This window comes from Mucilaginibacter gotjawali (assembly GCF_002355435.1).
Classification (GTDB): domain Bacteria; phylum Bacteroidota; class Bacteroidia; order Sphingobacteriales; family Sphingobacteriaceae; genus Mucilaginibacter; species Mucilaginibacter gotjawali.
Genome location: NZ_AP017313.1, coordinates 1132211 through 1154421 on the forward strand (window position 1 = coordinate 1132211; position 22211 = coordinate 1154421).

18 protein-coding genes are annotated in these 22211 nt (G+C 45.4%); 13 read left to right on the forward strand and 5 right to left on the reverse strand.

The features are described 5' to 3' along the window. Entirely contained in the window at positions 1-294 is a 294-nt protein-coding gene (locus tag MgSA37_RS05225) for a hypothetical protein (RefSeq protein ID WP_096350174.1), read from the forward strand. A gap of 106 nt (positions 295-400) precedes the next feature. On the opposite strand, the gene MgSA37_RS05230 is transcribed toward MgSA37_RS05225, so the two are convergent. The 3 genes from MgSA37_RS05230 to MgSA37_RS05240 form a co-directional block, all read right to left on the reverse strand. After that, complete coding sequence (locus MgSA37_RS05230) at positions 401-868, reverse strand: type 2 periplasmic-binding domain-containing protein (RefSeq protein WP_096350175.1); 468 nt, start codon at positions 866-868, stop codon at positions 401-403. 120 nt (positions 869-988) lie between these two features. Further along, a complete protein-coding gene (locus MgSA37_RS05235) occupies positions 989-2416 on the reverse strand; it encodes a M16 family metallopeptidase (RefSeq protein ID WP_096350176.1) in 1428 nt (475 codons plus the stop codon). A 23-nt stretch (positions 2417-2439) separates the two neighbouring features. Beyond that, on the reverse strand, positions 2440-3774 hold the full coding sequence (locus MgSA37_RS05240) for a M16 family metallopeptidase (RefSeq protein ID WP_096350177.1): 1335 nt from the start codon (positions 3772-3774) through the stop codon (positions 2440-2442). Between the two features lie 140 nt (positions 3775-3914). On the opposite strand from MgSA37_RS05240, the gene MgSA37_RS05245 reads away from it, so the two are divergent. Together MgSA37_RS05245 and MgSA37_RS05250 are read left to right on the forward strand one after the other, a co-directional pair. Continuing rightward, on the forward strand, positions 3915-4307 hold the full coding sequence (locus MgSA37_RS05245; protein ID WP_096350178.1) for a DUF1801 domain-containing protein: 393 nt from the start codon (positions 3915-3917) through the stop codon (positions 4305-4307). Positions 4308-4476: 169 nt separating this feature from the next. Continuing rightward, on the forward strand, positions 4477-5181 hold the full coding sequence (locus MgSA37_RS05250) for a hypothetical protein (protein WP_096350179.1): 705 nt from the start codon (positions 4477-4479) through the stop codon (positions 5179-5181). A 414-nt stretch (positions 5182-5595) separates the two neighbouring features. Here the strand turns inward: MgSA37_RS05250 and MgSA37_RS05255 are convergent, their stop codons facing one another. Beyond that, complete coding sequence (locus MgSA37_RS05255; protein ID WP_096350180.1) at positions 5596-7206, reverse strand: tetratricopeptide repeat protein; 1611 nt, start codon at positions 7204-7206, stop codon at positions 5596-5598. A gap of 178 nt (positions 7207-7384) precedes the next feature. On the opposite strand from MgSA37_RS05255, the gene MgSA37_RS05260 reads away from it, so the two are divergent. The 7 genes from MgSA37_RS05260 (at position 7385) to MgSA37_RS05290 (ending at position 15527) form a co-directional block, all read left to right on the forward strand. Then, a complete protein-coding gene (locus MgSA37_RS05260) occupies positions 7385-7951 on the forward strand; it encodes a carboxymuconolactone decarboxylase family protein (RefSeq protein ID WP_096350181.1) in 567 nt (188 codons plus the stop codon). Continuing rightward, complete coding sequence (locus MgSA37_RS05265) at positions 7951-9150, forward strand: DUF3179 domain-containing (seleno)protein (RefSeq protein WP_096350182.1); 1200 nt, start codon at positions 7951-7953, stop codon at positions 9148-9150. Before MgSA37_RS05260 ends, MgSA37_RS05265 begins: the two co-directional genes overlap by 1 nt. Before the next feature lie 257 nt (positions 9151-9407). After that, a complete protein-coding gene (locus MgSA37_RS05270; protein ID WP_096350183.1) occupies positions 9408-11105 on the forward strand; it encodes a GMC oxidoreductase in 1698 nt (565 codons plus the stop codon). A 190-nt stretch (positions 11106-11295) separates the two neighbouring features. Further along, positions 11296-12324, forward strand: a complete 1029-nt coding sequence (locus tag MgSA37_RS05275; protein ID WP_096350184.1) for a class I fructose-bisphosphate aldolase — start codon at positions 11296-11298, stop codon at positions 12322-12324. 88 nt (positions 12325-12412) lie between these two features. Then, a complete protein-coding gene (locus MgSA37_RS05280) occupies positions 12413-13417 on the forward strand; it encodes a type I phosphomannose isomerase catalytic subunit (RefSeq protein ID WP_096350185.1) in 1005 nt (334 codons plus the stop codon). A 338-nt stretch (positions 13418-13755) separates the two neighbouring features. Further along, the gene (locus tag MgSA37_RS05285) at positions 13756-14523 is read left to right on the forward strand and encodes an HAD-IIB family hydrolase (RefSeq protein ID WP_096350186.1); all 768 of its coding nucleotides are present in this window, start codon (positions 13756-13758) and stop codon (positions 14521-14523) included. Positions 14524-14525: 2 nt separating this feature from the next. Continuing rightward, positions 14526-15527 (forward strand): glycoside hydrolase family 130 protein, encoded by a 1002-nt coding sequence (locus MgSA37_RS05290; protein WP_096350187.1) that lies wholly within the window; start codon positions 14526-14528, stop codon positions 15525-15527. A gap of 149 nt (positions 15528-15676) precedes the next feature. Here the strand turns inward: MgSA37_RS05290 and MgSA37_RS05295 are convergent, their stop codons facing one another. Beyond that, a complete protein-coding gene (locus MgSA37_RS05295; protein ID WP_221199444.1) occupies positions 15677-17830 on the reverse strand; it encodes a glycoside hydrolase family 3 C-terminal domain-containing protein in 2154 nt (717 codons plus the stop codon). A 190-nt stretch (positions 17831-18020) separates the two neighbouring features. On the opposite strand from MgSA37_RS05295, the gene MgSA37_RS05300 reads away from it, so the two are divergent. From MgSA37_RS05300 to MgSA37_RS05310, 3 genes are read left to right on the forward strand one after another with little or no spacing between them, the layout of a single operon-like run. After that, positions 18021-18167 carry a hypothetical protein gene (locus tag MgSA37_RS05300; RefSeq protein WP_157750445.1) on the forward strand — a complete coding sequence of 49 codons (147 nt, stop codon included), beginning with the start codon at positions 18021-18023 and terminating at the stop codon, positions 18165-18167. 12 nt (positions 18168-18179) lie between these two features. Beyond that, on the forward strand, positions 18180-19592 hold the full coding sequence (locus tag MgSA37_RS05305) for an SGNH/GDSL hydrolase family protein (RefSeq protein WP_096350190.1): 1413 nt from the start codon (positions 18180-18182) through the stop codon (positions 19590-19592). 2 nt (positions 19593-19594) lie between these two features. Next, on the forward strand, positions 19595-22207 hold the full coding sequence (locus MgSA37_RS05310; protein ID WP_096350191.1) for a glycoside hydrolase family 38 C-terminal domain-containing protein: 2613 nt from the start codon (positions 19595-19597) through the stop codon (positions 22205-22207). Positions 22208-22211 lie beyond the last annotated feature (4 nt).

Below are 22211 nucleotides of genomic sequence, written 5' to 3' on the forward strand. Positions count from 1 at the left end.
ATGAAAAAAGCAGAAATTTATAAGCTGATGGACTTGATAGAAGATGTCAAGAAACTAGATGAGTTGATTTCACTTCATCGGCAGGCTGATACATCCGATTTTATGATCAGTCAATATGAAGCAAAAAAAACTAAATTAATGGGAATACTTATAGATGAATTAGCTTCTCCTCCTGTTCAATCTACTCAAAGCTATTTGCTAATTAAAATGCTTTTAAACAAATACTATCCTGCTAAATCGGAATTGGATTACATTGTTGACAGCGATATCAGCAAATTAGCTGCGGCTATTTAACTATTCACCTTTTAATTGGGTGCGGGCATTGCGGTATGTCGTTTATATCCGTCCGTTCGTTTTTTGGTGAGACAAAAAATAAACAAACGGACGCTTTTTGAAACACTCAGAAACAAAAATTCAGATCGCTTTTCTTCATCCCGAAATGCTCAAAGCTAAAGTCATCAAACTTAATAAAGCTTTTATCGCGGTAGTAAAGAAACACCTTGCCGCTGTGATTAACATTTACGGCTACGGAATCCACCGGGCCAAAGGTTTTATCCAGGTGGCCGGCAGCGAAGGTAGCTATACCGTCCTTTATTTTGATGGCATCGTCGTCATTGTAAACGCTGAAATCCTTTACACCGGCCGAATCCAGTTTTACGCATACCTGGTAGCATTTGCTCTTCATAAATTCATAGAACCGGACATGTATTACCTTGCCCTTAAACACTAAATTACCAAATTCAGCCTGCCTGGTTTTGTGCAGCTCAGCTTTATTAAGGGCATTGATATAAGTGGATACCCCCATGCTGATCACAAACAGGGCGATTACCCCCATCAACTGGTAAATTTTTTGTTCCTGGATTTTCATTTGCCAAATATAATTAATCTGCTGAATGACAGATTTAATAATAAATGACAAAAAGGTAAAAACAAGCCCCAAAAAAAAGAGCCTGCCTAAGCAAGCTCCTTCGCATTATGATAGGGTGGTTTATTGCTTTACAGCGGGTGCGGCAACCGGTGCGGCATATTTATCAAACATGTTTACCGGGATGCCGGTTTTCTTTAAGCCATCAGTTATTTGCCCGGCGCTGCCCACTACTACAATGCGCAGGTTATCGCCCAGCATGTATTTTTGTGCTACGCGCAACACATCATCAACCGTTACGGCGTTCACCTTTTGCAGGTAGGTTTTGTAAAAATCCTTAGGCAGGTTATAGATGAGGATATTGCTGGCGAAGGTTGCTGTACGTGCCGGGTCCTCCAACCCGCGGGCAAAGGAGCCTGCGTAAAGGGCCTTGGCATTTTTCAGCTCCTCGTCGCTTACCTTTTCGCTGCGCATTTTTTTGATCTCGGCTAAAAACTCGTTAACGGCGCTGTCGGTTTTAGCGTTGCGTACCGATGCACTGGCATCAAACAGCCCCTGCAGGCGGCTCGCCCCAAGTGATGAATAGGCGCCATAAGTAAAGCTGTGCTTTTCGCGCAGGTTCATAAACAGGCGGCTTTGCGCGCCACCACCCAAAATGTAATTGGCTATCAGCGCCGGAAAATAATCCGGGCTGTTCATTTTCAGGCTGGTCAGGTTAACTATATGGATCTCTGACTGCACAGCCGTAGGTACATCCACCAGGTCGATCTCGGTCTTAGCTGCGTTAGGGGCATCGGCTATCTTTTCCAATGTTAATTTTGCGCCCTGCCAGCTGCCTAAAACCTTTGCCGCCAGCAGTTGGGCATCGGCAGGTTTAATATCGCCGGTAATGGTTAAATAGCCCCTTGATGGCGTAATATATTTGGCATAAAAGTTTTTTACGTCCTGTAGAGTTAATTTCTGGATGCTTTCTTCGGTCTCAAACTCCCCGTCAGGGTGGTTTTTGCCGTAAGCCAGGGCATTGGTTACCCTGCCTGCAATGGCCTTGGCACTGCGGGCCTGCGCCTTTAAGCTGGTCAGCTCCTGCGATTTCAGTTTATCAAACGACTCCTGGGTAAAGGCCGGTTCTTTTAAACCCAAACCCATCAACCCAAAAGCCTTTTTAAAATAACGGGTAAGTGATGAAGCGTAACCGCCGTTCCAGCTCAGGCTAACGTTGGCGCCCAGTTTATCAACGGCTTCGTCAAACGCTGCTTTGGGCATACTTTTAGTACCCTCGTTCAGCATACTGCCCATCAGGTTCAATACGCCTGCTTTTTCTCCTTCGGTAACCGCGTTGGCATCTATCAGGTAATTGGCTGTAACTTTTGGCAGGCGATGGTCCTCAACCACCAAAACGGTAATGCCGTTGGCCAGTTTATAAATAACCGGGTCTTTTATTTTTAATACCGGCGCAGGCCCAGGGGTGGGTTCCTTGGCGCGGTTAATGTTTTGCGCCTGTGTGTATTGTATAAACAATGCCCCGACGGCTATCAATATCAATTTCTTCATGGTGTTTTTTCGTAATAGGTTTATTATTTAGCTTTTGCCTTACCGGGTAAATAATACAATTCAAGGCGCTGGTTGGCATCCAGGTATTTTTTTGCCGCATCCCTTATGTCTTCCCTGGTGATGGATTTATACACCGCCAGTTCCTCATTTAGTTCGTTGGTGTTTTTATGATAAAAAGTATAACCGGTGGCCAGGCTTTCAGCAATGCCTATCTGGCGGCTGTTGGCATTTACATAGTTGTCTTCCATCTGGTTTTCCAGTTTATCATAATCTTCCTGGCTTATCAGGTCGGTTTGCAGCTTAACTATTTCCTCGTTCATGTCCTTTAACAATGCAGCAGGGGTAGCGTTGTTATTGGGCAATGCGCCGACGATGTACATACCATAATCTTCCAGCCCGATATTAAAGGCAAGCACCTGCAGGGCGTCTTTCTTTTCGTCCACCATTTTTTTATACAGTTTGGAGGATCCGCCGGTTGACAATATGCTGCTGATCATCTGCATCACTTTGGCATCCCTGGTATTGCGGCCGGGCACACGGTAAGCTTCCAGTATCAGCGGGATCTGGATATTGGCATCATAAAAAGTGTCAATAATAGGTTTGGTTATCGGCGCCTCTTCTATTTTATGGTAAACTACTGCAGGGCCACCCGGTATAGGGCCAAAATAACTGCTGATGAGTGCCTTTGTTTTTATCGGGTCGATGTCGCCGGCAATGGTGAGCACCGCGTTGTTGGGTACGTAATATTGTTTAAAAAACTGTTTAAATTCATCCAGTTTGGCAGCATCAATATCCTTCATCTCGCCGATAACGCCGTTTTTGTAGGGGTGGGCGGCAAACAGGTCGCGGGCAACTACGTTGCTGAAGTTACCATAGGGGCGGTTATCAAAGCTCTGGCGGCGTTCCTCTTTCACCACTTCGTCCTGTATTTTTACGCCGATATCGTTAATTACGGGGTGCATCATGCGTTCGCTTTCCAGCCAAAGCCCTGTTTCCAGGTAGTTACTTGGAAAAACCTCGAAATAAAAGGTACGGTCCTGCGTGGTATTAGCGTTATTGGTGCCGCCATTGGCCGAAACGATCTTCATAAACTGGCCACGTTTAATGTTATCGCTGCCTTCAAACAGCAGGTGCTCAAAAAAATGCGCGAAGCCGGTACGGCCAGCCACTTCGTTTTTTGATCCTACGTGGTACATTACCGATACCGCTACCACAGGTGCATGGTGGTCGGTATGCAAAATTACGTGCAATCCGTTAGGGAGGTCGTATTCGGTGAAGTCAACTTTTTGCGCCCTGGCGCTTAAGCTTATAAACGCCGCAGCAGTTAGAACGCACCATACTTTTTTTCGTATTTGCATAAAGATTTAAGATTTTAAGGCTAAATTAAGATTTTAGTTTGAAAATTGCGCAGAAAGCGAAAGTTAAGTTATGTTAATTTTTATCCGCAATTAGCAGCAAGAATTTAATAAATGTAAATTTAAACAGCCAATGCAATAAAATGACGATACCCGAATTTTTAGCCGCTTTGCCGGCCGACAGGCAGGAATTGATGAACAGCCTTCACGAGGCAATTGTTGCGAACGACCCGAAAGTGACCTGCTCCATTAAACCGATGATGGGCAAAGAAATGATCATGTACGAGGAGGGCCATTATATGAAATACGCACTGGCCAGCGTAAAAAGTCATATGTCGCTGCATTGTATGCCCATTTATATGAATGCGGCTTTCCATACCAAATATACGCCGCTGTTGCCTGCCGCCAAATTTCAAAAGGGTTGTATCAATTTTACAAGCGCCGACGACATGCCGGTTGCCATTGTTGCCGCCCTGATTGCTGATTGCGCGCCCGTCAATATCCCGGCAATGCTGGAGAACAGGAAAAAGAAATAAAGATTAATTTGAATATAATGAGCATGATGGATGCTTTTTTCTTAAGTACTGCGTCTTCCCCTGGCGTATCGCAGGGCACGGACGCTGCCTTAACGATAGCTTTTTGTTTCCTTGGTTTTTATGAATAAACACCTATCTTGCAATAAATTACCTTCGCAATTTACGCTTCATGGAATCCGGTTACAAAAATGTCAGCCTGCTGTTTATTGTTATTTTCGGCATTGTTTTTTTGGGTTTTTTTAAAACCTATTTCGGGCTGTTCCCCTCGTTCAACAATGTAACCCTTATTCAGCATATCCATGGCCTGATGTTTACCACCTGGTTTGTGCTGCTATTTGTTCAGCCGCTGCTCATCCGTTACGGCAAGTACAAGGCGCACCGCATCATAGGCAGGTTTACGTACCTGCTGGTGCCCTGCATTCTTATTTCCATTCATTTTATTGCCCGCGAGGCGTATTTAAACGCAGTTGCAGCCCATAAACCCCAACCGGCCATTCTTGCAGGGATGTACTTTCCCACTTACCAGATCTTTGATTTTTTTGTGCTGTATGTGCTGGCCGTTGCCAACAAACACCGCACACCCTACCACATGCGTTATATGATCGCCACTTCGCTTGCCATTCTTGGGGCTGGTTTGCGGCGGGCCTTTGCACATGTTTTCGGCATGAGTGGTGCAGAAGCCGTGTTATACGGCTTTTTGGTACCCGACCTGATCCTTGCCGGACTTATTGTGTATGATAAGGTTAAAGGTCAAAACAGCCGGGCCTATGTTATCGCCCTTATTGTTTTAGCCATATCCCATTACAGCTATTATTTCCTTCCCGAATCTGCATTATGGCAGTCTGTTGCAGCGTATTTTGTGAGATTTTTTTAATTGAAATACCTCGCCTAAACCTGGTTTGTCATTAAGCTAAGTGTAACCGGTTTTGATAATAAATTTCATGCTTTCCGTTTCGGCAGGGCCCCTTTACCGGAAACCCTGCGAAGCCGGAAAGTTTACCGCTTGCCCCTGATAGCGCATCAGGCTGGTAAATATCGTTTCTCAGATATTTGCAACTAGTGAGTTGCGCAAATATTTTTGTTTTTTTTCAAGGCTAACAACAGGATATGAATTATACCCAATAACGACAGCTATTTGATTACAAATAATCAATTTTAAAAACATAAAACGCTATTATCGCCTATAGTTTTACAGGCTGTTTTTTGGGGTACCCGATTGTTTTAAAAACACCAGTCTCAATAAACAAACTAACACCGTTCCACAATCCAATCACTACCTCCCCCACAACTATTCGTACCCCGTACCATGGCAGCGGTAACAGGTTTGGTAAACCCTGGCAATGGTTGTGCTGCTGCTATTTGACCAGTCTTCGAGCCTGGATGTTTGGCCTGACCCAAAACATACTGAACAGGTGGTACGGATCCGTTGCACCTTACGTGTTACCGGGGCCGTATTGTTGCCGGTTTGGCTGTTGTTCTGCCGCGCTTGCTCCTGCCGGTCAAATTCTTCGAGCGATACGCCGGGGCCGTCTACAATTCTTATGGCATCAGCCGCTGCAATAGGCCAGTAAATGGTGTATAACCAGGCGGGCCCGTCGGCTTTAAAGGGATAGGTTTTGGCTTTTTTATTGCGTACGCTGTAATATTTGCCGTCGCAATCAAAGGGGCTGTCTTTATCATCGTTTTTAAACATGCCTTCAATCACATCGTGGGTGCCCTTAGGTGTAAAAGTAACCGTGGCTGTTGGCCGGCTCCAATCATTGCTGGTCCAGGTTCCGTTCATATAATCGCTGTAATGGATATAAGTGCGCTTACCTTCCTTTTGAACGTTATCCAGGTAACGGCCCGATAACACCGCAATGGTATCGCCATTGCCGGATGCATCAAAAAAGCTCACTTTTGCATCGCCGTTTAAGGCGTCGTTGCTGAAAAAGCCATCCCACTCCACTACCGTAACCCAGGCTTTTTTGCCGGCATTCCACGTTTTTTTAAATGCGCGGCTTTTACCCTCTTTTTTATCATTGCTAAAGTTCCCTTCGTAACAAATGAGGTAGGGTTTATCGCCGCCTGTTGAATCCTTTGAAGATCCCTGTCCATTGCGTAAGCCATTAACGAAGTGCCCTTTATATTGCCACGAGTTTTTGCCGTCAGCGCTCTTCAGGTATGCAAGGCCGTCGCCGGTATTGCAATTACCGCTTTTACAACCTTGTGCTACTGTCCTGTTTTTATTATCCGCAGTCGCTATGTTTTGGTCAACCGGCAGTAGTTGCAGGGCCTTGTTCAGGTATTCGCGGGTATATTCATCTTTGGGCGTCAGGGCAAGCGCTTTTCTAAACCAATCAACAGATTCACGGTATTTGCCCCTGTCAAGGTTTAGCCTCCCTAAAATATAGTACCAGGGCGCTTTATCTTTATCGGCATCCATTAATTTGGTGAACAGCGCCTGCGATTCGTCCCAGCGTTTTAAGGTGTAATAGCTAACTGCAATACCCCGGGTTGCGTCGGCATTACCGGGCGACAGTTCAAGCACTTTGTTAAAATTTTCAAGCGCTTCTGTGCTTTTATCCTGCGAATTATAGAAGTTGCCGAGTGTGAGATAAGCATCGATATACTGCGGATCGAGCTTTATGGCTTTTTTAAAATCGGCGATGGCATCATCGTATTTTTTCAGGTCGCGGTAGCATTCTCCGCGTAGCAGGTAGGCTTCAGCGCAGTCGTCCATTCGCAAAGCCTTTTTTGCTTTTTCCATGTTCCAGTTATACATATTGGTGTCCCAGGCACGTGCAATTTCACCTCGCAACTCAGCCCGCAGTGCTGCAGCTTTTTCCTTAGTGGTTTGTGCAGAGGCCAGTAAGCCTGCCATTATAAAAAATAGAAAAGCAAATATCCTGGTGGTCATAGCATTAGGTGGTTAGTGGAAGTATAAACGTACCTATTTTGCAACAGGCGGTCAATACCCTTCAATACGTATATTTTTTTACGTAGCGTTACCCAAGATCCGCCTTCCCGACAAAAATTTGGAACATTTGCAACAAATTACAACATTTACCACTAAATTACAGCCCATTAATAAACCAATGCCTCATATTCCCTTAGACGAGAACTTACCCGGTATTACCGGTTTGCTGAATTTTCGGCAGGATACCGCTTTACCTATCCGCCAACTGACACAAATTTTGCTTCGCGGAGAGTCAACACTGTCTGAAGGCGAGCGCGAACTGATCGCCACGGTAACCTCCTTTGGTAACCAGTGCAAGTTTTGCACCGCCGCACATACTGCCGCTGCCGATGCATTGCTGGGTGAACACGAAACCGCCGAAATGGTAAAACACGACCCGGAAAACGCGCCCGTAAGCCATAAGATGAAACAATTGCTGGAGGTGGCCCGCCGTGTGCAGGCCGATGCCCGCACCGTTAGCCCCGAACTTGTAGCCAAAGCCCGTGAAGCCGGCGCTACCGATATGGAACTGCACGATACTGTGCTGATTGCCGCGCTGTTTTGCCTGTATAACAAATATGTGGACGGGCTGGCAAGTGTTACCCCCACTGAACCGGCCTTTTATGATCGCCTGGCTAATATCCTCAAAAACAACGGCTACCTGCCATCGCCAAACAGGTATGCCAGCCTGAATGAAACTAAATAATGAAGAACCAAACTAATCCATGGCTTTTTTGGACGGGCATGATATTGCTTGTTGTCCCCGGTTTAATACATGCTTACCTGCTGATGCCTTTCCCGGGCAGCCAGGAATTAAATGCGATGACCGTATCGTACTATCTTGAAAAAATGGTATGGCCCTTAAGGGCGGCAGGCATATTGATGCTGGTGAGATACCTGATCAAATACTTTCCCCGAAACAGCAAAACAGCAAAGATTGTTAAAGCTTCGGCGCTGGCAATTTGCCTGGTTAGTTTTTATTATACCGATTTTGCGTACAAGGCCTCCACCATGTTTGAGGAGCCGCGTACCATTAAATTCGCAACAGCTGCCGGTAATAAAGTGCCCGAAAATTTTGTGGTGATCGGCGTCGTAAACGATGGCGTGGCAAAAGCCTACCCGGTTGATTATTTGGGTTATCACCATAAAGTGCAGGACAATGTGGGCAAGCTGCCCGTATTGGTTACCTATTGCACCATGTGCCGCACAGGCAGGGTTTACAGCCCTATTGTTAATGGCAAAAGGCAAAACTTCAGGCTGGTAGGGGCAAGGCATTATAACGCCATTATTGAAGACGAAGACACCAAAACCTGGTGGTACCAGGCCACAGGGCTGGCTGCGGCAGGTAAACTGAAAGGACAGCGTTTAAAAGAGCTGCCATATGAGCAGGCCACTTTGAAGTCATGGCTGGCAAAGTATCCAAACTCGCTCATCCTGCAATCCGATGCACATTTTATCAGCGATTATAACGACCTGAAAAACTACGACCGCATACAATATGTTGACCATGACAGCACTATTAAAAACAAGGATACCCTGATGCGCAAAAGCTGGGTGCTCAGCGTTATTGTACACGGGCAGGCAAAAGCGTACGACTGGCGACACCTGTTTAAAAAACGGGTACTGAACGACCGGGTTGCCGTTACACCGGTAGTAGTAACCATTGAGCCCGACAGCCTTACCCACCATGCTTTTAACAGTTATGTAAACGGCAAAACCCTGCACTTTAAAGCGGATACGACCGGCACTTTAACCGACCTTGAAACAGCATCCACCTGGGATTGGGACGGCCTAAGCACCGCCGGAACCCTGAAAGGTACCCAATTAACCAAAATACAAGCCTACCAGGAGTACTGGCACAGCTGGAAGCATTTTCATCCGAATACTTTGTTTTGGAAGGAGTAGGGGATAGGTATTAACCAATTTTGTCATTTCGACGAGGAACGGGGAGAAATCTTCACCTCCATGCCCGCTGGTGCATATCGCCCGTTTAAGATTTCTCTCTTCGAAATGACAGTGGGTTTTATATGAAAATCCATCCGTTTGTTTCATCAACTGTCTCACCCAAGAACGAACACCCATTAACAAACTCAATCAACCTAATCCAACCCAATCAACCAATTCAACCAAAACTCCTACCTTTACCCCACCAATTAAACTACATGCCAACAGAACAAACAACATACGATGCCATTGTGATCGGCTCGGGCATCAGCGGTGGATGGGCCGCTAAAGAACTTTGCGAACTGGGTTTAAAAACCCTCGTACTGGAGCGCGGCCGGGATGTGGAACACATTAAAGATTACCCCACTGCCACTATGGATCCCTGGGAGTTTAAACACCGCGGCCAGATGACATTGGAGTATCTTAAAGAGAATCCCTACATCAGCAAAGCAGCAGGTTTGGGCGAGGAATGCGCACACTTTTTTATAAAAGACAAAGATCATCCCTATATACAGGAAAAGCCTTTTGAGTGGATCCGTGGCTACCAGGTGGGCGGTAAATCGCTCACCTGGGGGCGTGCCTGCCAGCGCTGGAGCGAATTTGAATTTACCAACCCGGCAAAGTTTGGCTACGGTATCGAGTGGCCCATTGGTTATACAGATGTGGCGCCATGGTATTCGCACGTGGAGAAATTTATTGGCGTATGCGGCAATAAGGACGGGATTGAGGCCATGCCCGACGGCGAGTTCTTACCGCCTTTTGATATGAATGCGGTGCAATCGCATTTAAGCCGCAGCATCAAACAAAACTACCCCGACCGCCACCTGGTACATGCCCGCTGGGCGCATTTAACCCAGCCCAACCAGATCCACCTTGACCAGGGCCGTGCCAAATGCCATGCCCGTAACGAGTGTATGCGCGGTTGCCCTTTTGGCGGGTATTTTAGTTCTAACAGTTCAACTTTGCCGTGGGCAAAGCGTACGGGCAACCTTACCATAAGGCCTTTTTCGGTGGTGCACTCTATCATTTATGATGAGCAAAAAGGCAAAGCCAGCGGCGTAAGGGTGATTGATGCCAATACCAAAAAAGTAACTGAGTTTTCGGCGAAGATCGTGTTTGTGAATGCATCTGCGCTCAATACCAATCTGGTGCTGCTCAACTCTACTTCAAACCGTTTCCCCAATGGTTTGGGTAATGACAACGGTTTGCTTGGTAAATATGTCGCCTTTCAGAATTACCGGGCATCTATCACCGCTACGGTGGATGGCTTTGCCGATAGCTACTATTTCGGGCGAAATCCTACCGAACTCATCCTGGCCAATTATACCAACCTGCACCGGCACGAGAAGGATTATTTTGGCGGATTTACCACGTTTATGGGGGCCTACAGGCCTAATCACCCGGATGTTGTGCCGGGCAATGAGATTGGGGGCGAATATAAAGATGCCTTAACAGAACCCGGCAACTGGCGCCTGTATATGTACATGCAGGGCGAAACAGTGCCCAAAGCAAGTAACCACGTACGCCTCAGCAAAGATCAAAAGGACCAATGGGGCATACCTTTATTGATTACATCGGTGGAGTATGATGATAATGATGAACGCATGATTCAGGATTTTTTAAAGCAAAGCCGCGAAATGCTGGAGAAAGCCGGTTGCAAAAACATCGAAACCAATGAAAATAAACAGGCCCCGGGTTTGGATATCCACGAAATGGGCGGCTGCCGTATGGGTAAAGACCCGGCAACATCCCTGCTAAACGAACATAATCAGCTGCACCATTGTAAAAACGTGTTTGTTACTGATGGCGCCTGCATGACGAGTACCGGCAATCAAAGTCCTTCGATACTATACATGGCTTTAACGGCAAGGGCCGCTAATTTTGCTGCTGATGAGTTGAAGAAGGGGAATCTTTAGATTTGTCATTAGGTCATTGCGTCATTAGTCATTGCATTGGCGGGTTATGTGTTTTGGTAACACGCTTTGTTGTTGTGCTAAAAATTAACCTTAAATAAACAATTATTGAGTAAACTTGTATGTCATGAAAACTGTTTAATGTAAAGCGGGCCTGATGCATCCCAGCCCCTAAAAGGAAGCATCATCATTTATGAAAACAAAAGAACTCAGTAATACCATCAAATCACTATTGGCCGGCGACAAAGGCCTGCTGGCCATGGACGAAAGTACAGGCACCTGTAATAAGCGCTTTGAAGAAGCCGGCATCCCCCAAACCATAGAATACCACCGTGCTTACCGCGAAATGATTGTTACTGCTCCCGGACTCGGCAAGTGCATCAGCGGTGCTATTTTGTTTGATGAAACCATTCACCAGGCTACAAAAGAGGGCGTGCTGTTTATTGACATACTGAAGAAAGCAGGAATAGTACCCGGTATTAAAGTTGATGAAGGCACCACCGACCTTGCTGGTTTTCCGGGCGAAAAAATAACCCTGGGTTTGGATGGCTTAAAGGAGCGCTTAGCCAGGTATTACCAATTGGGCCTGCGCTTTGCCAAATGGCGGGCGGTAATTTCCATCAGTTCTGTACTGCCCGGCAGGGGGTGTATCGAAGCCAATATGCATGCCCTTGCCCGGTATGCGGCCCTGTGCCAGGAAGCGGGTATTGTGCCGATAGTGGAGCCCGAAGTATTAATGGATGGCCCGCACGACTTAAAAAAATGTTTTGATGTAACCTCGCGCGTACAGCATGTTTTGTTTGACCAGTTATATGGCCAAAATGTTAATTTAAAATACCTGATACTGAAGCCCAATATGGTATTGCCCGGTTTAAGCAACCCAAAACCGGCAAGCATTGATAAAGTTGCCGAAGCTACGGTTAACTGTCTTTTACAATCCGTCCCGGCAATGGTACCCGGGATAGCTTTTTTATCAGGCGGACAATCGGCTGAGCTGGCAACCGCGCATCTTAATGCCATGCATGTAAATTTTAAGGGCAAACTACCCTGGGCGCTCACTTTCTCCTTTGCCAGGGCCATACAGCAACCCGCTATGGAATTATGGAAAGGCAAGGATGAAAATGTAGCTGTCGCCCAAAAAATGCTTTACCATCGCGCAAGTTTGGATAACGCAGCCCGCCGGGGTGAATATACGCCGGAGATGGAGAGGGTGTTTGTTTAGTCTGGAGTCTTAAGTCGAAAGTCTTGAGTCGGAAAAGACTTCAACCTTGTTACAAACATTAAGGCATGGCCAGGTGTTAATAGCCTGAATGGCACCAACAGCACTTTATCCCTTAAAATTCGACCCTATTTACCAGTACCGGATCTGGGGCGGCAGAAGATTGTCAAATCTGTTATTGAAACCCTTACCGCCGGATGACCCCATAGGCGAGGCCTGGATTTTAAGCGATCGGGATGATCACCCCAGTAAAGTCAGCAACGGTAACTTGCAGGGCCAAACTATTAACCAGCTGATTGAAAACTCGTCAGCCGAATTATTAGGTAAGCTTGCAGGCAAGTTTAAAAGATTTCCATTATTATTAAAATTTTTGGATTGCCAGAAGGTGCTGTCGGTACAGGTACACCCGGCCGATCAGCTTAAAAAATATATCCCCAAAGGCGAAAACGGCAAAACAGAAGCCTGGGTAGTGCTGCAAACCGGTAAGGATGCCCTGATTTACGCAGGATTAAAACCAGGTACTACTAAAGAACTAATAAGGACGGACCTGGATGCGCATACCGTTGGCGACGACCTGGCCAGTTTTAAACCAACCGTTGGCGACGCGGTATTAATAAAGGCAGGCACGGTACACACCCTGAATGATGTGGTGGTATTTGAGGTGCAGGAAAACAGCGATGTAACCTACCGACTGTACGATTGGGACAGGGTAGACGAAAAAACCGGCCAGCCCCGCGATTTGCAGGTAGAAGAAGCCCTGGCTTGTATTGATTTTAGTAAGACAGATATTAAGCCATCAATACCCATAAAAATTGACGAGGGCATAGATAAAGGCCATGCGCTTTGCGAAAAATTATTAAGCGATGAGCATTTTAAAGTTTGGCGGCTAACCAGCGAATTGCCATTTATGGTAGGGAAAATGGCTACCTGCCGCATACTGGTAAATATTGAAGGCGACGGAGAAATTGAATACAATGACGAATTGTACCCCTTTAAAAAAGGAGAAGTAATGCTGCTGCCGGCGTCGGTCGGTTCGTGCCCTTTTGTGCCTAAAGGAAAGGTGGTTTTGCTGGAGGTTGCCCTACCGGAGGGGTGAGACAAATCATTAAGTCATTGGGGCATTAAGTCATTGTCGCATGGTAGTTAATTTATAGTTTGAAATAATTGCGCCCGCCAAACAAAAAAATCACATTTAATGACCTAATAACCAATGTCATTAAGTTAAAGGAAAAAGAAGGAAATTAATATCGAATAATGAATTTTGAATGTCAAATTTCGAACTTTCTTATTTCATTACCAGCCCGCCGGCAGGCTGGTTCAACGTTCGGCATTGGGTGTTCGATATTAAAATTCCTTAACTTAATGACATTGCCCAATGACCCAATGACTTAATGACCCAATGACCCAATGACCCAATAACCCAATAACCCAATAGTGAAGAAACTAATTGTATTTGACCTTGACGGCACACTTGCCGAAAGTAAGGCCGCCATTGATGAAGAAATGTCGGTCAGGCTGGCAGCGCTGTTAAAGGTTGCCAAAGTTGCCATCATCTCCGGCGGTGACTGGCCGCAGTTTAATAAACAGGTGCTTGCCCATTTACCAAAAGGAAAGATCTTGCAAAACCTGTCAATTTTACCTGCCTGTGGTACCAAGTTCTATCAGTATAAGTCGGGCTGGAAATTGCTTTATGCGGAGAATTTTACGGATAAGCAAAAAGAAAAGATCATTACATCCTTAAATACAGCAGTTGAGAAATCGGGCTTTAAGGCTAAAAAAACATGGGGCGAAGCGATTGAGGACCGTGGGAGCCAGATCACTTATTCGGCGCTGGGGCAGCAGGCGCCGCTGGAGGAAAAGAAAAAATGGGATCCTGATTTTAAAAAGCGCGAAAAGGTTAAAAAGCTGCTGGACAAAATCATCCCTGAATTTGCGGTAAACCTGGGTGGTGCAACTTCCATTGACATCACCAAACATGGCATCGACAAAAAATATGGGATCCATAAGCTGCGGGATGTTTTGGGGATTGCCATCAGCGAAATGTTATTTATAGGTGATGCCATTTTTCCGGGCGGGAATGATTATCCGGCAAAACAGGCCGGCGTATTTTCGGTATGTACCAGTAACGCAGATGAAACAAAAAAAATAATCGAAGGCATAATCGGATGCCTGGATGACGGTAAATTTAAAAAAGGCTTTTAAGCATGATAACTGTAAAAAAAGAGGGCGTGCTGTTACAAAAAGCAGGTTTTGAATTTGAAGATGAAAGCGTATTAAACCCTGCAGTGATAAAAGAAGGCGATCATATTTATATGTTTTACCGGGCGGTACATACACACAATTATTCCACTATAGGTTATTGTGAACTGGATGGCCCCTTGTCTGTTAAAACGCGTTGGGAAAAGCCTTTTTTAACACCGGGATTTGAGTATGAATCGCATGGGATGGAAGATCCCCGGATCGTGAAAATAGAGGGCACCTATTATCTTTCCTACGTAGCGTTTGACGGCGACAACGCGCTTGGGGCCTTAGCCACTTCAACAGATCTCAAAACTTTTACCAAACATGGAATCATCGTACCAAAAGTAACTTATGGTGATTTTGACCGGTACACCAAAGCGCAAAGCAAGTTAAATGAAAAATACCTGCGCTATAACCGGGACGCCCATATTTTGGCAGACAAGGACCTGGTTTTTTTTCCGAGGAGAATAAATGGTAAATTAACCTTTTTGCACCGCATAAAGCCTGATATCCAGTTAACGGCTGTGGATGAGCTTACAGATTTAACGGATGAGTTTTGGGTGAATTACTTTTTGCATTTTGATGAGCATATTTTTCTTTGCCCCAAATACCCTCACGAGGTAAGTTATGTGGGCGGCGGCTGCCCTCCGATTGAAACAGCGCATGGTTGGTTAATTATTTACCACGGCGTTAAAGATGCAATAAAAGGTTATGAGTATTCGTGCTGTGCGGCTTTGATGGATCTTGACGAACCTTTTAAAGAGATAGCCCGATTACCTTACCCGCTTTTTAAACCCGGACTGGACTATGAGTTGAAAGGAGATGTAGATGATGTTTGTTTCCCCACCGGCACTGTTTTACAAGGCGATACCCTCTATATTTACTACGGCGCAGCGGATGAACTGGTTGCCGCCGCTTCGGTAAGTTTATCAGGGTTGATTGAGGAGCTATTGAAAAATAAGTAGATATGCAATTTAAGGATGTGCAAATGTGCAGATTTCAGATGTGCAGATGGTAAATGATCATATTGTCATGGCGCCAGCGTATGGTTCCCGCCGACCCATCAAAAAATCATCTGCACATCCGCACATTTGCATATCTGCACATTAAAAAATTAATCTACCGTAATAGTTGCGCTTTGTTCAATATCCCGTGAGGAAGTACCGGCCAGCAGTTTATATTTACCCGGTTCAACTACCCATTTGCTGGTTTTTACATCGTAATAAGCCAGGTCTTTTACCGGGATACTCAGGGTAACAGCAGCAGTTTCGCCAACGGCAACGCTGATCTTTTTAAAGGCTTTTAACTCTTTGTCGGCGCGCTCAACTACCGAGCCTGTTTTGCTTACGTACAATTGTACGGTTTCTTTACCGGCGTATTTACCTGTGTTTTTTACCTTTAAACTAACGGTGATATGATCGGTTGTTTTATAGCTCTTTTTATTGGTATAAAAGCCCGAATATTTAAAGCCAGTATAGCTCAAGCCATAGCCGAAGCAATAAAGCGGCTCGATTTTCTTGGTATCAAACCAGCGGTAACCTACCAGGATACCTTCTTTATAGTCAACCTTCAGGTTTTCACCTGGGTAGGCATTCAAAGCATGTGCAGGAGAATCTTTTAGCGAAGCAGGGAAAGTAAAGGGCAATTTGCCTGACGGATTGATTTTACCGGTCAATACATCGGCCAGCGCGTTGCCATTTTCCGATCCGTTATACCAGCTCCAAACAATGGTGTGGTTATTTTCCTTGATCTTACCAATATCATATGGCGCACCGCCTACTACCACCACAATGGTATTGGGGTTGGCCGCGGTAACAGCATCTACCAAAGCCTGTTCCGCAAAGGGTAGCGACAAGTCTTTACGGTCCTGGCTTTCACTTTCGTAATCGCGGTTACCGCCAACAAATAAAATAGCCATATCGGTGCTTTTGGCGGTGGCAACGGCTTGTTGTATCAAAGCGGCGTCCGGTTTAAATTCGGTATGGCTACCGAATTTGTAAGCGCCGGAATATCCTTGTGCAAATTTAATGTCTATGGAATTACCCAGGCGGTTTTTTAATCCCGCCAGGGCAGTAATTTCATATTTAGCTTTAACACCTGCACCAAAGCCACCTAAATGGAAGGTATGGGTAGCGTTATCGCCAATAACTGCCAGGCTTTTAATGGCTGATGTATTTAAAGGCAATAAATGCTTATCATTTTTCAGCAGCACGATTGATTCCGCAGCAATATCGTACGCAGTTTTACTGTGTGCAGGCGTATTGATGCTTCCCTTCGGCAGGTTGGCGCTCATGTCGGTATGGTACAATACCCATAGCATACGATGTACTTTCTCATCTATCACTTTCACGCTTACTTTACCTGCTTTTACTGAATCAAGTAACTTATCGGCAAAATAATAGGTATTGTATGGGGGATTTGAACCCATCTCCAGGTCGAGCCCATTATTGGCGGCAGCAACAGTGCTGTGAGTGCCGCCCCAGTCGCTGATCACGATCCCCTTAAAGCCCCATTCGCCTTTTAAGATCTTTTTCAGCAGGTAATCATTCTCCGAGCAATAAACGCCGCGCAATTTATTGTAAGCCGACATAATGGTCCATGCTTTACCTTCAATAATGGATGCCTTAAAAGCGGGCAGGTATATTTCGCGTAAAGCGCGTTCATCAATATCAACACTAACGCGGCCGCGTTCAATCTCCTGGTTATTTACGGCATAATGTTTTACACAGGCGGCCACATGCTGGCTTTGTATGCCCTGCACCGATTGTACCGCCAAACGGCTGTTCAAAAATGGATCTTCCGAATAATATTCATAGGTACGGCCGCAAAGCGGGGTACGGCAAATGTTAAAGGCAGGGGCAAGCATTACATTTTTACCGCGTACGCGCGCTTCTTCACCCATATCATGCCCGTAACGGTAGGCCAGGTCAGGGTTCCAGGTAGCGGCAAGGGCCGATCCGTTAGGGAAAAATGTAGCCGAATCAGTAGTCAGATTGGCTGGTCCCCATCCTTCCAAAACATCTTCGCGAACGCCCAACGGCCCATCATCCGTCATTATATGCGGGATGCCCAAACGTTTGATACCGCCGGCAGAAAATATGCCGTTGGCGTGTAACAGAGAGATCTTTTCTTCGAGTGTTAATTTTTTGATGATCGAGCTGATCTTATCATCAGTTAACTTGTCGGTTTTCGATTGGGCATGAGTATAGTTTAAAGCAGACAGCAGGAGAATGCAGAACATTAAATACCCGGAAAATTTATTTTTCATGATCGTAACGGTGTTGATTTAAGTAAATCTGGTTTATTCAGGTTGGTGTAATTTAAACACAAAGTACAGTTAAAATATCAAATTGAAAAATAAAATTGAGCCATTAAAAACATTCGTTTAAATAGTATAAGCTTTTAATGCTGCAGGCAAATTGCTGCAAAAAAGAATACCCCTGATACCCCCGGAAATAATGATGATCCCGAAAATCAGCATGCGGATGGGCAGCCATTTGCTATTTAAAAATGCCGAACGGGCTAAAATGGAAGAAGTAATGGTGGAAAAGAAGAAAAACAAAATAGTATTTGCTAAATCGATTTATTTGATTTTTATTTGCTAAATCAATTTAGCCATGAAATTAATTTCATTTTTCTTCCGCCGTTTGTGCTTTGTTTCTATTATCCTGGTTGTCGTTTCCGGTTTAGCCGGCGGACAACAAGTATCGCCGTTTAAAAATGGCGACAAGATTATATTTATGGGCAACAGCATCACCGATGGGGGCCATTACCATTCGTATATCTGGTTGTACTATATGACACATTTTCCCAATATGCGGATCAGTGTCGTGAATGCAGGAATCGGTGGCGATGTTTGCAAACAAATGCTGGAGCGCCTTAACGATGAAGTGTTTGCAAAAAAACCTACCATAATGACGTTTACTTTTGGTATGAATGATACCGGGTACCAATATTATGCGCCCGAAAAAGCCGACTCGGCTTATAACGCAAAGGTGAATGAGTCGTTAAAATATTTTAAATTGGTTGAGGCTGAACTGAACAAACATCCGGAGGTAAAAAAAATAATGCTGGCATCTCCTCCGTATGACGAGACCTCTAAAATAAAATTTGCGCCTTTGGTAAAAAAGAACGCAGCCATATTACGAATTGTAGCCGAACAGCAAAAAGCCGCTAAACGCAATAACTGGGGCTTTATTGATTTTAATACCCCGATGCTCCGGATCAACCAGCGCGGGCAGCAAACCGACAGCACATTTACCATGGAATCGCCAGATCGCATCCACCCAGGCAACGACGGGCAAATGGTAATGGCCTATACTTTTTTGAATGCCCAGGGCCTTGCCGGCAGCAAAGTAGCAGCTATATCCATTAATGCTAAGGATAAAAAGGTGGGCAAAGCGGAAAATTGCAGTTTATTAAATTTAACCGCAGGCGGCAGTCATATTTCTTTTGATTACCTCGCAAAGTCCCTTCCATACCCGCTGGATTCTGTCCCGGGGGGATTTGGTAAGCCTGCACGGTCACAATCGGATGCATTAAAATTGATCCCTTTTACAAATGAATATAACCAGGAGATGTTAGCCATTAAGCAGCTTAACAGCGCAGCAACCTACCAGCTTAAAATTGATCATACAGTAATAGGTAACTGGACAGGCGCAGCGCTTGAAAAAGGCATTAACCTTGCCTTGATCTCCACGACGCCGGAATACCAGCAAGCGCTGGCCGTGATGCATTTGAACGAAGAAAGATGGTCGGTTGAGCGGCGATTGCGCGAATATTACTGGATCCAGTATTCCATTTTGAAACCTAAGGGATTATTGTTTAACGATAGCGAATCAACCGCAGACTCGCTTCAGAAATATGGAAAAAAAGATTTTTTTGTGGCCGTTACTTTTCCAACGTATCAAAAAGCGCGGTTTAAAATAGTGCGCGATGCCTGGCAAAAAGAAATGGACCTGCTTACCGCCGAGATTTACCTGGTTAATAAACCTAAGTTACACCATTTTGAAATTACCTTATCACAATAAAAATGTTACCCGATAGATCAAAAAAGTTTAGATATACCTGTTTTTGGTTTGTTTTGCTGGCTTTACTTCCCTTAAAAAAAGCCGGTGCACAAACCGCGTGGTATATTGACGGTTACCATGGGGGGATTTACGGAGGCTACCCCGAAAATTATACCCGATTCCTGGTAGATATGCTCAATAAGAACCCCGAATGGAGCATTAACCTGGAGGTAGAGCCCGAAACCTGGGATAAGGTGCAGAAGGACGATCCTGAGGCATATGCTCAATTTAAAGCACTCGCTGCCAACCAAAGTGCGGGAGGGCGAATTGAATTCATAAATCCTGCTTATGCACAAAGCTATTTATATAATATATCGGGCGAGAGTATTATCAGGCAATTCAGTTATGGTATGGCTAAGATAAAAGCACATTTCCCCAATGCATCGTTTACCACCTACTCCTCCGAAGAACCTTGTTTTACCAGTGCACTACCACAGATCTTAACTTCTTTTGGGTTTAAATTCGCGTCGCTTAAAAATCCCAATACCTGTTTTGGTGGTTATGCGGCCGCACACGGCGGCGAGTTGGTTACCTGGATTGGCCCTGATGGCACAGGAATTACCACCGCGCCCCGTTACGCCATGGAAAGCCTTTCAAACAAATCAACCTGGCAAACCATAGGCTGGGAAAATTCACCCAATTATGTAAATGCTGCTTACGCGGCCGGGATAAAGCACCCCATAGGCATGACCATACAGGATGCAGGATGGAAAGGCGGCCCCTTTATGGGTACCGGGCCCCGGTTCGGCGTAAAAACCGTTTATACCACCTGGCGCAATTATTTTGAGAATGTAAGCCCAAAAGACACTAAACCAGCCTGGAAAGCAACGCAGGAAGATTTGCTGGTGAACCTGGTTTGGGGATCGCAGGTAACGCAAAAAATAGCCCAGCAAGTTAGGGTCGCCGAAAATAAGATCATCATCGCCGAAAAAATGGCGTCGCTGGCAAGTATTTATGCCGGTGAGGTTTACCCCACAGCAGCGCTCGATTCAGCATGGCGCACACTTTTGTTGGCTCAGCACCACGATAGCTGGATAGTGCCTTATAACGGGAAACCCGGCGCAACCTGGGCCGATAAAGTGCGGGAGTGGACTAATTATACCAATAGGATATGCGACAGTTTGATAAGGGTTTCCTCAACAAGCGCACCTGGTGTAAAATATGATGGGGGCGCTTACGTAAGGGTTTATAATACGGTGGCTGTTAAACGAAATGAATTGGTATCGATGATCATTCCGGCAGCACTTGCCAATAAGCAAATCAATGTAACCGGCAGCAGGGGCGAGCTAATTGCAAGTCAAATATTGAATGCCCCCGGCCTTGCTGCAAAAAAAATAATATTTAATGCGTCGGTGCCATCTTTGGGTTATAATACCTACCATCTGCAGGCGGGCAACCATGTGGCCTTTAAAGGCGCAACAATAAAAAAAACGGGTAACGGGATGTATGATATTGAAACAGATACATACGCTATCTTATTAGATCCTGCTAGAGGCGGGGTAATAAAAAGCCTGGTTGCCAAAAAGTTGAATAATAAAGAGTTTGTAGATAAAGCTAATCCGAGAGGCTTTAACGAATTACGCGGCAATTTTTATAAGGCCGGGGGTTTTAAATCGAGCGAAGACCATCCGGCATCGGTTCAGGTGGTTGAAAACGGGCCCTTGCAGCTCGTGATCGCTATTAAAGGCACTATTGATAACTATCCTTTCACCCAATACCTTACCCTGGGCCAGGGCCAGCAAAGAATTGACCTGAAGGTGGAAATTGATTGGAAAGGTAACCCGGGAATCGGCGCTGATACCCCGCCGGGTACCTATAAATGGCAAAACCCGGTGAAAGCCTTTTATGATGACAGGTATAAATTGCTGACCCTGTTCCCTTTGAATCTAAAAGGGCAAAAGGTTTATAAAAACGCGCCTTTTGACGTAACCGAAAGCCACCTTACCAATACCTTTTATACAACCTGGGACAGTATAAAAAATAATGTGATACTGAATTGGGTAGATGTTACCGACCAGCAGGGAAAATACGGACTGGCTTTGTTTACCGATCATACAACCAGCTACACCCATGGCGGTAAATTCCCATTGGGGCTTGATGTTCAGTACTCGGGCATGGGTTTATGGGGCAGAGATTATACAATTGATGGCCCAACCACAATTAGTTACTCCATATTGCCGCATGCGGGCAAATGGGACAAAAGCCATGTATGGACAGCAGGAACCAAATGGGCAGCACCATTGACGGCAGCTTTTACCGGGCAAAATACCGGGCAAAAAAAACCTTCAGCATCATTCATCTCGATGGATAAACCCGGATTCGAGATCAGTTCGATGACTTGCAAAGGGGACACTCTTTTTGTGCGGTTATTCAACGCGGAGGGCGACGCATTACCCGGAAAAATTATAGTGGATGGTAAAATTGCAAAAGCGCAGTTGGTTAATTTGAACGGTGCGGTGTTGGGCGATCTTAAAACAGAACCGGCTGTAAGCAAAAAGACCGCCATAAACGTGGCTATGCCGAGGTTTGGCATCAGGACTTTAAAATTAACGGGCGTACACGCGTCAAAATATTAAACAG

Bases quoted from the DNA above. Each gene is read 5' to 3' on its own strand.
- MgSA37_RS05260 (WP_096350181.1), top strand. From the start codon at position 7,385: ATGCCTCATATTCCCTTAGACGAGAACTTACCCGGTATTACCGGTTTG.
- MgSA37_RS05280 (WP_096350185.1), top strand. From the start codon at position 12,413: ATGGCACCAACAGCACTTTATCCCTTAAAATTCGACCCTATTTACCAG.
- MgSA37_RS05275 (WP_096350184.1), top strand. From the start codon at position 11,296: ATGAAAACAAAAGAACTCAGTAATACCATCAAATCACTATTGGCCGGC.
- MgSA37_RS05270 (WP_096350183.1), top strand. From the start codon at position 9,408: ATGCCAACAGAACAAACAACATACGATGCCATTGTGATCGGCTCGGGC.
- MgSA37_RS05305 (WP_096350190.1), top strand. From the start codon at position 18,180: ATGAAATTAATTTCATTTTTCTTCCGCCGTTTGTGCTTTGTTTCTATT.
- MgSA37_RS05245 (WP_096350178.1), top strand. From the start codon at position 3,915: ATGACGATACCCGAATTTTTAGCCGCTTTGCCGGCCGACAGGCAGGAA.
- MgSA37_RS05310 (WP_096350191.1), top strand. From the start codon at position 19,595: ATGTTACCCGATAGATCAAAAAAGTTTAGATATACCTGTTTTTGGTTT.
- MgSA37_RS05255 (WP_096350180.1), bottom strand. From the start codon at position 7,206: ATGACCACCAGGATATTTGCTTTTCTATTTTTTATAATGGCAGGCTTA.
- MgSA37_RS05250 (WP_096350179.1), top strand. From the start codon at position 4,477: ATGGAATCCGGTTACAAAAATGTCAGCCTGCTGTTTATTGTTATTTTC.
- MgSA37_RS05265 (WP_096350182.1), top strand. From the start codon at position 7,951: ATGAAGAACCAAACTAATCCATGGCTTTTTTGGACGGGCATGATATTG.
- MgSA37_RS05290 (WP_096350187.1), top strand. From the start codon at position 14,526: ATGATAACTGTAAAAAAAGAGGGCGTGCTGTTACAAAAAGCAGGTTTT.
- MgSA37_RS05235 (WP_096350176.1), bottom strand. From the start codon at position 2,416: ATGAAGAAATTGATATTGATAGCCGTCGGGGCATTGTTTATACAATAC.
- MgSA37_RS05295 (WP_221199444.1), bottom strand. From the start codon at position 17,830: ATGAAAAATAAATTTTCCGGGTATTTAATGTTCTGCATTCTCCTGCTG.
- MgSA37_RS05225 (WP_096350174.1), top strand. From the start codon at position 1: ATGAAAAAAGCAGAAATTTATAAGCTGATGGACTTGATAGAAGATGTC.
- MgSA37_RS05230 (WP_096350175.1), bottom strand. From the start codon at position 868: ATGAAAATCCAGGAACAAAAAATTTACCAGTTGATGGGGGTAATCGCC.
- MgSA37_RS05240 (WP_096350177.1), bottom strand. From the start codon at position 3,774: ATGCAAATACGAAAAAAAGTATGGTGCGTTCTAACTGCTGCGGCGTTT.
- MgSA37_RS05300 (WP_157750445.1), top strand. From the start codon at position 18,021: ATGATGATCCCGAAAATCAGCATGCGGATGGGCAGCCATTTGCTATTT.